Origin of the sequence: Saccharopolyspora sp. (assembly GCF_017434145.1) — a bacterium.
In the GTDB taxonomy this organism is placed as follows: domain Bacteria; phylum Actinomycetota; class Actinomycetes; order Mycobacteriales; family Pseudonocardiaceae; genus Saccharopolyspora_C; species Saccharopolyspora_C galaxeae.
This window is the reverse complement of sequence record NZ_JAFRFW010000165.1, coordinates 1-10094: the sequence shown is the minus strand read 5'-3', so window position 1 is coordinate 10094 and position 10094 is coordinate 1. Positions and strand designations below refer to the sequence as shown.

Below are 10094 nucleotides of genomic sequence, written 5' to 3'. Positions count from 1 at the left end.
GCTGATCGAGCGCTACGGCGCCGCCGAGCTGGCCGAACGCACCGGGCTGGTGCCGGTCGCCAGCTTCACGCTCACCAAGCTGGCCTGGCTGGCCGAGCAAGAACCGCACCACGCCGATCGGGTCGCGCAGGTGCTGCTGCCGCACGACTGGGTCAGCTGGCTGTTCGCCGGGCGTCCGCAGCGGGCCTGCACCGACCGCGGGGACGCCTCCGGCACCGGCTACTTCGCGCCGTCCACCGGCCGCTGGCTGCCGGAACTGCTCACCGAGGCGATGGGCGGCCGCACGCCGCAGCTGCCGGACGTGCTGGGTCCTGCGGAATCGGCGGGCCGGGTCACCGGTTTCGGCTCGCTGGACGGGGCGGTGATCGGCGCGGGCACCGGCGACAACATGGCCGGGGCACTGGGACTCGGTGCGGGTCCGGGTGACGTGGTGGTGTCGCTGGGAACTTCCGGCACCGCGTTCGCCGTCGCCGAGCAGCCCGGCGCGGACGAAACCGGGGAAGTGGCCGGTTTCTGCGACGCCACCGGCAGGTTCCTCCCGCTGGTGTGCACGCTGAACGCGGCCCGCGTGCTGACCGGGACCGCGGAGATGCTCGGCACCGACCTGGCGGGCCTGGACCGGCTCGCGCTCGAAGCGCAGCCCGGTGCGGGCGGGCTGAGCCTGCTGCCTTACCTGGAAGGGGAGCGCACGCCCGACCTGCCCGACGCGGCAGGCACGCTCACCGGCCTGCGCGGCGCGAACATGACGCCGGAGAACCTCGCGCGCGCCGCCGTCGAAGGGATGCTGTGCGGGCTCGCCGACGGCATCGAGTCGCTGCGCCGCACGGGAGTGCAGGTGCGCCGGGTGCTGTTGATCGGCGGCGCCAGCGAGTCAGCGGCGGTGCGAGCGGTGGCGCCGTCGCTGTTCGGCGTCCCGGTGGAAGTGCCGCGCAGCGCGGAATACGTGGCGCTCGGCGCGGCGAAGCAGGCCGCGTGGGCTGCTTCCGGATCGGCGGCTCCACCGGAGTGGCCGTTGAACTCGCAGCACTGCGCGGCGGAGAAGATCTACCAGGGCGAAGCCGTCCGGCACGCCTACCGAACCGCCCGCCGGCAGGTGCACGGCTTCTGACCGTCGTTTCCGACCACACTTCCGTGGGCCCGTGCACATCGAATCGCCGCAGCGGTGCGCCGTCGGCAGCACGGATCGTGCCGAACCAATGGGCCATTGGCCGCAACTTGCCGAGCGAATGGCGCAATCGCGATCGTCCGTAAGGCCCGGACGGGTGGTGTGCGGCCCTTTTCCGCCGAGGTGCCCTCCGGCGATCGGGTGATCCACTCCGGCGAGCGCTGACCGGCGTCCACGCGCCCCGCTAGCGTTGATCATCAACGCTGCAGGGGGTGCGAATTGCCGAGCACGAATCACCGGGAAGAACGCCTGCGCCGCGCGGCCGAGCGGGCCATCGCCGGATTTCCGGCGGTGCCGCGCTGGAAACGCCGGGTGCTGGCGCGCTTCCTGGTGGAGAGCAGGCGCGGCTGGCGCACCTACGCGCACAAGGACTTCCCGGCCACTCCGCCGGGCCGCGCCGACGTGCTGCTGATCGGGCCGCAAGGCGTGCTCGCGGTCGCAGTCCGGGACGCGGAACCGGAACTCGACGAAACCCGGACAGCCTTGCGCGCGGCCGCGGACGTGTTCCTCGGCTTGCGCGTGGCCGCAGGCACGGTCAGCGAAGCCGTCGTGCGGCCGGTGGTCGTGCTGCCCGAAGGCCGGGAGATGTCGAAGCGCTCCATCGGCCACCACCTCACGGTGTCCGAGTCCGTGCTGGGCCGATTGCTGGAGCGCGGCGAGCGGCGGCTGACCAAGCGCGACGCCGAGTCGCTGGCCGCGCACCTGGCCGCAAGCACCGACTTCGTTGAACTGACGCCGCGCGAGGAATCCGACGCCGAGCCCGCCGATGGAGCCGAGCTGTTCGACCTGTCCGAACTCGCCCGCGACCGGTTCGACGCCGCACTGGACGGTCCCTTCGAGTCGTGGCTGACGTTCCTGGACGACTCGCAGTCGGCGATGGTGCGCCGCGACTACAGCGGCCCGGCGCGCATCAGCGGCCCCGCGGGCACCGGCAAGTCCGTGGTGGCGCTGCACCGGCTGGTGCACCTGGGCAGGCGCAGCACCGGTCCGCTGCTGTTCACCACCTACGCGCGCAACCTGCCGCCGATCCAGCAGCGGCTGTTCCGCAGGCTCGCGCCGGAACTGGCCGAGCGGGCCGAGTTCAGCACGCTGCACAGCTGGGCGAGCCGGTTGCTGCGGGACCGCGGCCGCAACCGCAGCGTGCCGCAGGGCGCGGTGCTGAGCTGCTTCTACCGGGCGTGGGGAAAGATCGGCAAGGACGGCAGGCTGAGCGAGCTGAACCCGCGGCCGGACTACTGGCGCGACGAGATCGACCGGGTGATCAAGGGCCGCGGCCTGCGCGACCCGCAGGAGTACCAGGCGGTGCAGCGCACCGGCCGGGGAATGCGGGTCGACCGCGGCGGCGACCGCGACCTGGTGTGGCGGCTCTACGCGCAGTACGAGGAATACCTGCGCGAGAAGGGCCTGCACGACTTCAACGACCTGCTGGCCGAGGCGTACGCCGAGCTGGAGCACCGGCCGCTGGACCAGCCGCCCGCCGCCGTCGTCGTCGACGAGGTCCAGGACATCACGCTCACCGGCCTGCGCCTGCTGCGCTCGATGGCAGGCGACGGGCCGAACCGGCTGCTGCTCGTCGGGGACGGGCAGCAGCAGATCTACGCGGGTGGCTGGCGGCTGTCCGATGCCGGGATCCCGATCCGCGGGCGCGGCGAGGTGCTGCGCAACAACTACCGCAACGCCTCCCGGATCCTGGATTGGGCCAAGCGGTTCGACGCCTCGAACCAGGTCGACGACCTCGACGGCGCGGCCGGTTTCTCCTTGCGCGAGGCCGTTGCGACCTTGCGCGGCGGCGAGGTCGTGCCGTGGCGCGGGCCGCCGGACGAGCACGAGCAGGCGGTGGTGTGCGCGTTGCGCGGCCTCGGCGACGTGGCACCGGACGACATCGCGGTGCTCACCTTCGGCAAGTCCGAAGCCAAGCGCTGGCGCGCGGTGCTGCGCACGGCGGGCATCGCGGTCGCCGACCTGGAAGAGCACGTCGGCGAACGCGACGGCAAGGTCAAGGTCGGCACCGTGGTCCGCGCGAAAGGACTGGAATTCCGCGCGGTTTTCGTGCCCGAACTACCCGCCGGGGACAACGGCGACGACCGGCTGCGCGACCAGCACGAGCGCGGCGAACGCGCACAACTCGTCGCCCTGACCCGCGCCCGCGACACCCTCTGGATCGGCTTCCCCAAAACCGTGTCCGAGACCTGAGACGTCCGCGCACCCGCGACTCTGGGCCTGGGCTGCACTACTGGTCCCCGCGGGGCAGCGCTGCTTGAGTTACCGGCCCCGGCTCGGTCGAGGGAAATTGCGCGGGAAGCGCTTGTGGCTCTTGTCACAATCTTGACTGCGCGGCACTCTCGAACAGGTCGATGCGCCCACCACCGCACGAGAGGTTCGCGCCCATGGCTTCGAGCACCGAACTGAGCGATGCGCAGCGCCTCCTAGGTCAGCTGCGCAGCAGCGTCGGAGTGCTGCGCACCCGCTACGGAAACGCTGCGGCGGTGCGCAGGTTGAGCAACGATGTCGAACGGCTCGAGATCGACCTCTCCGAGCTGTCGGCATTGCCCGCGCCGCGCACGGAAACCACCCCCGGCGACACCGTGCTCGTCCCGGACACGCCCTACGACCGCTCGCTGTGGCAGGACTCCGACGACGAAGGTGTCGGAGGCTGGCAGCCGCATTAGGGCGCGGGCACTGGGGCACCGACCACTCACCGGACACCGACAACGAGGTCAGCAATGTCCGCACTCCCCGGTACCGACCCGTCCAGCGTCGAGCCATCCCGCCCGCCCGGCCGCACCGAGCCCCGCACCCGGCGCACCGACCGGTGGTGGCTGCAACCGCTGGTCACGGCGGTCGCGCTGGGCCTGTTCGTGATCTACGGCGCGATCCGCGCGTTCATGAACGACTACTACTGGGTGCCCGAGTACCACTACCTCGCGCCGTTCTACTCACCGTGCCTGAGCGCGGCGTGCGTGCCGGGCGCCAGCCACTGGGGCCAGTGGTTCCCGGCACTCGGGCCGTTCCTGCCGCCGCCGGTGTTCGTGCTGCCGTTCGTGCTCGGTTTCCGGCTGACCTGCTACTACTACCGCAAGGCCTACTACCGCTCGTTCTGGGCGGCGCCGCCGGCGTGCGCGGTCACCGAGCCGCACAGCTACTACACGGGTGAGACGCGGTTCCCGCTGAAGCTGCAGAACGCGCACCGCTACTTCTTCTACGCCGCGCTGCTGGTGGCGGCCGTGCTCACCTACGACACCGCGATCGCGTTCCGCGGCGCGGACGGCGGGTTCGGCGCCGGGCTCGGCACCCTGCTCATGGTCATCAACGTGGTGCTGCTGTGGGCCTACACGCTGTCCTGCCACTCGTGCAGGCACCTGGTCGGCGGGCGGATCAACCACTTCTCCCGGCACCCCGTGCGCTACTGGCTGTGGACCAAGGCCACCTGGCTCAACGGCAGGCACATGCAGTTGGCCTGGGCATCGCTGGTGTCGGTGGCGGTGGTCGACCTGTACGTGCTGCTGATCGCCAGTGGCGCGATCGGCGACCTGAGATTGTTCAACTGAGAGGGCGCGGATGGAGATCGAACGGCACGACTACGACGTCATCGTGATCGGCGCGGGCGGAGCCGGGCTGCGCGCGGCCATCGAGACCCGGATGCGCGGGCTGCGCACGGCGGTGGTGTGCAAGTCGTTGTTCGGCAAGGCGCACACGGTGATGGCCGAAGGCGGCATCGCGGCCTCGATGGGCAACGTGAATTCCCGCGACGACTGGCAGGTGCACTTCCGCGACACCATGCGCGGCGGGAAGTTCCTGAACAACTGGCGGATGGCGGAGCTGCACGCGAAGGAGGCCCCGGACCGGGTCTGGGAGCTGGAGACCTACGGCGCGCTGTTCGACCGCACCGCCGACGGCAAGATCAGCCAGCGCAACTTCGGCGGGCACGAGTACCCGCGGCTGGCGCACGTCGGGGACCGCACCGGGCTGGAGCTGATCCGCACGCTGCAGCAGAAGATCGTCTCGTTGCAACAGGACGACCACGCCGCGCACGGCGACTACGAGGCGCAGCTGAAGGTCTTCCAGGAGTGCACGGTCACCGAGCTGCTCAAGGACGCCCCGGACGGACGCATCGCCGGGGCGTTCGCGTATTGGCGGGAAACGGGCCGGTACGCGCTGTTCCGCGCGCCGGTGGTGATCATGGCGACCGGCGGCATCGGCAAGTCTTTCAAGGTCACCTCGAACTCGTGGGAGTACACCGGCGACGGGCACGCGCTGGCGCTGCGCGCGGGCGCGTCGCTGATCAACATGGAGTTCGTGCAGTTCCACCCGACCGGCATGGTCTGGCCGCCGAGCGTGAAGGGGATCCTGGTCACCGAGTCGGTGCGCGGCGACGGCGGCGTGCTGCGCAACTCCGAGAACCGGCGGTTCATGTTCGACTACATCCCGGACGTGTTCAAGGACTCCTACGCCGACGACGAGGCCGAGGCCGACCGCTGGTACTCCGACCCGGACACCAACCGCCGCCCGCCGGAGCTGCTGCCCCGCGACGAGGTCGCCCGTGCCATCAACAGCGAGATCCAGCAGGGCCGCGGCTCCGAGCACGGCGGGGTGTACCTGGACATCGCCAGCAGGCTGACCCCGGACGAGATCACCAGGCGGCTGCCGTCGATGCACCACCAGTTCCGCGAGCTGGCCGATGTGGACATCACCGGCGAGATGATGGAGGTCGGGCCGACCTGCCACTACGTGATGGGCGGCGTGGAGGTGGACCCGGACACCGCGGCTTCCGGCGTGCCGGGGTTGTTCGCGGCCGGTGAGGTCGCGGGCGGGATGCACGGCTCGAACCGGCTGGGCGGCAACTCGCTGTCCGACCTGCTGGTGTTCGGCCGCCGCGCGGGGCTCGGCGCCGTCGAATACCTGGCGGGCGGGGTGTTCCCGGAAATCCGTTCGTCCGATGTGGACGATGCGGCCCGGCGGGCGGAGCGGCCGGTCGACGTGGCCGCGGAGCACGACGCCGCGCAGAACCCGTACACCTTGCACGCCGAGCTGCAACAGGTGATGAACGACCTGGTCGGCATCATCCGGGTCGAGGAGCGGATGCAGTCCGCGCTGCAGCGGCTGCACGACCTGCGGGAGCGGGCCGCGAACCTGGCCGTGGAGGGCAACCGGCAGTTCAATCCGGGCTGGCACCTGGCGCTGGACCTGCGCAACATGCTGCTGGTCAGCGAATGCGTCGCCCGCGCCGCGCTGCTGCGCACCGAGAGCCGCGGCGGGCACACCCGCGACGACCACCCGTCGATGGAATCGGCGTGGCGCCGCGCGCTGCTGGTGTGCTCGATGGCCGATCGGGGTGTCGACGTGCGCGAGCAGCGGCAGCTCCCGGTCCGCCAGGACCTGCTGGAGCTGTTCGCGACCGAGGAGCTCGGCAAGTACTTCACGGAAGAAGAGTTGGCTGCCGCCAACGGCTGACTAATCGGGCCGCCGACGGCTGAGGAATCGGGCGGCCGCGAACGGCTGAGGAAGGGTTACGGCTATGGGTTACCAGGCGCACTTGCGGGTGTGGCACGGCGACGCCGAGGGCGGCGAGCTGCGCGAGCACACCGTCGAAGCCGAAGAGGGCGAGGTGGTGCTGGACCTGGTGCACCGGTTGCAGGCCACCGAATGCCCGGACCTGGCGGTGCGCTGGAACTGCAAGGCGGGCAAGTGCGGTTCCTGCTCCGCGGAGATCAACGGCAAGCCGAAGCTGCTGTGCATGACGCGGCTGTCCACCTTCGCCCGCGACGAGGTGATCACCGTGACGCCGATGCGGACGTTCCCGGTGATCAAGGACCTGGTCTGCGACGTCTCGTACAACTACGTCAAAGCCCGCGAGGTGCCCGCGTTCGAGCCGCCGGCGGACCTCGAACCCGGCGAGTACCGGATGCAGCAGGTCGACGTGCAGCGCTCGCAGGAGTTCCGCAAGTGCATCGAGTGCTTCCTGTGCCAGGACACCTGCCACGTGATCCGCGACCACGCGGAGAACAAGGAGGCGTTCTCCGGGCCCCGGTTCCTGATGCGGGGCGCCGAGCTGGAGATGCACCCGCTGGACAGCCGCGAACGCAGCGGGCCGAACCGGGCCAGCGAGGCCCGCGACGAGCACGGGCTCGGCCTGTGCAACATCACCCGCTGCTGCACCGACGTGTGCCCCGAGCACATCCAGATCACCGACAACGCGCTCATCCCGCTCAAGGAGCGCGCCGCCGACCGGCACTACGACCCGGTCCTGCGGTTCTTCCGCCGCAAGCGGGACTGAAACCGCCGGCCCGCGGTGCTCCGGGATCTGCCGGAGCACCGCGGATTCAACCGATGTTCTCCACGTTTTTCCCGCGCTTTCGCATGTGCCGAAGAACACGTCGCGCGCACCGTTGATGGGAATTCTGGCAACGATCAATCGTTTCTGGCAATGGCAAACTCCGGGATAAGCCCGCACAGCATTCGGGAAAACCCCAGTTGACCCCTGTCAACCTGGAGTTCGTGAGGGTAGCCGCACGTCGCAGGGCTATGGCGGGTTCTAGCCAGCGGCCTGGCCGGGCCCGATCAGGCCGATATCTTCGGATCTATCCGAAGTCAATTCAACGGAATCGGCCCGCAGCCGGGCGGCCCCGCCGGCCGGGAAACTCGGGCGGTTCGCGACGGAGGGAATCTCGTGAAGAAAATGCTGTTCGGTGCCGGGGCCGGCGTGTCGGCCGCGGCGCTGCTGCTGGCGACGGTCCCCGCCCAAGGTGCGCCGCAGGAGGAACTGGCCCCGCTGACCATGCACACGGCCAACGCCGCCGGTGCGGGCGACTCGTTCGTGGTGAACCTCAAGCCGGGGGTGGACGCGGCCCAGGTCGCGAAGGACCTCGGGGTGCAGACCAAGCACGTCTACAACAACACCCTCAACGGCTTCTCCGCGAAGCTCGGCCCGCAGCAGCTGCAGGACGTGCGCAAGAACAAGTCCGTCGAAGGCGTCTCGCAGACCTTCCGCATCCAGGTGGAGAACCCGCACGCCGGCGCGGCCGAGTCGTGGGGCCTGGACCGGCTGGACCAGCCCGCGCTGCCGCTGGACGGCAACTACGCCCCGGCGCAGACCGGCCAGGGCACCACCGCCTACATCATCGACACCGGCATCGACGCCGGGCACCCGGACTTCGAAGGCCGGGCGAAGGTCGGCTTCGACGCGACCGGTGGCGACGGTTCGGACGTGCAGGGGCACGGCACGCACACCGCGGGCACCGTCGGCTCGAAGACCTACGGCGTGGCCAAGCAGGCCAACGTGGTCGGCGTGAAGGTCCTCGGCGACGACGGCAGCGGCACCACCGACGACATCATCGCGGGCATGGACTGGGTCGCCCAGAACGCCAACGGCCCGTCGGTGGCGAACATGTCGCTGGGCGGCAGCAAGGACCCGGCGCTGGACGAGGCCGCCACCGGCCTGGTCAACCAGGGCGTGTTCCTCGCCGTCGCGGCGGGCAACGAGGGCCAGGACGCGGAGAACACCTCCCCGGCCAGCGCCGAGGGCGTGTTCACCACGGCCGCCTCCGGCGAGCAGGACGGCTCGGCCGAGTTCACCAACTTCGGCCAGACCGTCGAGGGCTACGCGCCCGGTGTCGGCATCACCTCCACCGTCCCCGGCGGCGGTTCCGAGGCGATGGACGGGACCTCGATGGCCAGCCCGCACGTCGCCGGTGCCGCCGCGCTGTTCCTGGAAGCCAACCAGGGCGCCACTCCGGCCGACGCGGTGAAGGGCCTGCAGGACGCCGCTTCGGTCGGCGTCAGCCAGGGTGCTCCGCAGGGCACCATCGCCGACCTGCTGCAGGTCCCGGCGAGCTGATTCCGCGCGAACGAGAGGGCCGGGTGTCGCAGATGCCCGGCCCTTCGTTCGGGCCCCTTCTGGATCGGTCAATGCCGACCGCCGATTCCTTGCGCGACAAGCGCAGAAGGTGACCGCCTCGCGCGCGGTCGCCTGCCGGACACGTTCGTTGCGGCGCTGGCAGTGGCCAGAGGAAGAGCGGCACAGTGCAGCAGATTATTTTGGCGTTCGACGGTTTCATCCCGGCGTTCACAGTCTTGTTCCCGTCGGCGGTGCTGGTGGCGGCGCTGTCCGGGACGGTGCGCAGCAACCGGCTGCGGTCCGTCTCGCCGCTGCGCGACCCGCTGATCGACGCGCTGCTGGTGTTCGCGGTGCTGCTCACCGGCTTCCTGGTGTTCTACCCGCAGCCGGAGATCCCGGACCAGGTGAAGATGGAGGTCGGCGACGACCTGTACACGGCGCTGACCGCCGGGTCGGGCAACTCCGAGCCGTGGGTGCAGCTGGCGGGCAACCTGGTGCTGCTGGTGCCGGTGGCGGTGCTGGTGCCGCTGCGGGTGCGCTGGTTCGACGGCCTCGGCAAGATCGTCATCGGCGGGTTGCTGACCGCGCTGGTGATCGAGACCGTGCAGTTCTTCGCCATCCCCGGCCGGGTCGCATCGACCGACGACGTCGTGCTCAACACCCTCGGCGCCACGTTGGGCGGACTGCTGGTGTGCACCCCGTGGTGGAGCGGGCACGAGCCGCTGCCGGGGCCCTCGCACCGCCCGGCCGAGCCGGAGACCACGCAGACCGTGTGGCGGATCATCGAGAAGATCGAGCACGAGCGCACGCCCGCGAGGCGGCGAGCCGCGCCGAGCAGCCCCGGCGGTTCGCCGACCGTCCGCGTGGGTGCGCCCCGGTCCATGGCTGCGCCGCGGTCCGTGGCGTCGCGGCCTCTGGCGGTGTCGAGCGCAACGGCGGTGTCTGCGGCAGCAGCCAGGCCCGCGGTACCCGACTCGGTGGCGGCGAGCGGCGTGGCAGCGCCGGCCTCGAGCCCTGCGGCGGCGCCCGGCCGAGCGGCAGCGACGACCTCGAAGGCGGGCCCGGCCTCGAAGGTGGCGCCGAGCCCTGAGCTGG

Annotated in this window: 8 protein-coding genes; all 8 read left to right on the top strand. The window is 70.8% G+C overall.

Annotated elements, in window-relative coordinates:
- On the top strand, positions 1-1108 hold a 1108-nt coding region (locus IJH84_RS04710), incomplete at its 5' end, for an FGGY-family carbohydrate kinase (RefSeq protein ID WP_295140661.1).
- A gap of 276 nt (positions 1109-1384) precedes the next feature.
- The gene (locus IJH84_RS04705) at positions 1385-3358 is read left to right on the top strand and encodes an ATP-dependent helicase (protein WP_295140658.1); all 1974 of its coding nucleotides are present in this window, start codon (positions 1385-1387) and stop codon (positions 3356-3358) included.
- A 194-nt stretch (positions 3359-3552) separates the two neighbouring features.
- A complete protein-coding gene (locus IJH84_RS04700) occupies positions 3553-3834 on the top strand; it encodes a hypothetical protein (RefSeq protein ID WP_200072677.1) in 282 nt (93 codons plus the stop codon).
- Between the two features lie 54 nt (positions 3835-3888).
- Complete coding sequence (locus IJH84_RS04695) at positions 3889-4713, top strand: hypothetical protein (RefSeq protein ID WP_200072678.1); 825 nt, start codon at positions 3889-3891, stop codon at positions 4711-4713.
- 10 nt (positions 4714-4723) lie between these two features.
- Positions 4724-6616, top strand: coding sequence for a fumarate reductase/succinate dehydrogenase flavoprotein subunit (locus IJH84_RS04690; RefSeq protein ID WP_295140652.1), 1893 nt, complete (start codon positions 4724-4726; stop codon positions 6614-6616).
- A gap of 64 nt (positions 6617-6680) precedes the next feature.
- On the top strand, positions 6681-7439 hold the full coding sequence (locus IJH84_RS04685; protein ID WP_295140649.1) for a succinate dehydrogenase/fumarate reductase iron-sulfur subunit: 759 nt from the start codon (positions 6681-6683) through the stop codon (positions 7437-7439).
- Between the two features lie 402 nt (positions 7440-7841).
- On the top strand, positions 7842-8999 hold the full coding sequence (locus IJH84_RS04680) for a S8 family peptidase (protein WP_295140664.1): 1158 nt from the start codon (positions 7842-7844) through the stop codon (positions 8997-8999).
- 185 nt (positions 9000-9184) lie between these two features.
- Positions 9185-10094, top strand: a 910-nt coding sequence (locus IJH84_RS04675) for a VanZ family protein (RefSeq protein ID WP_295140646.1), incomplete at its 3' end; no start/stop codon positions are given.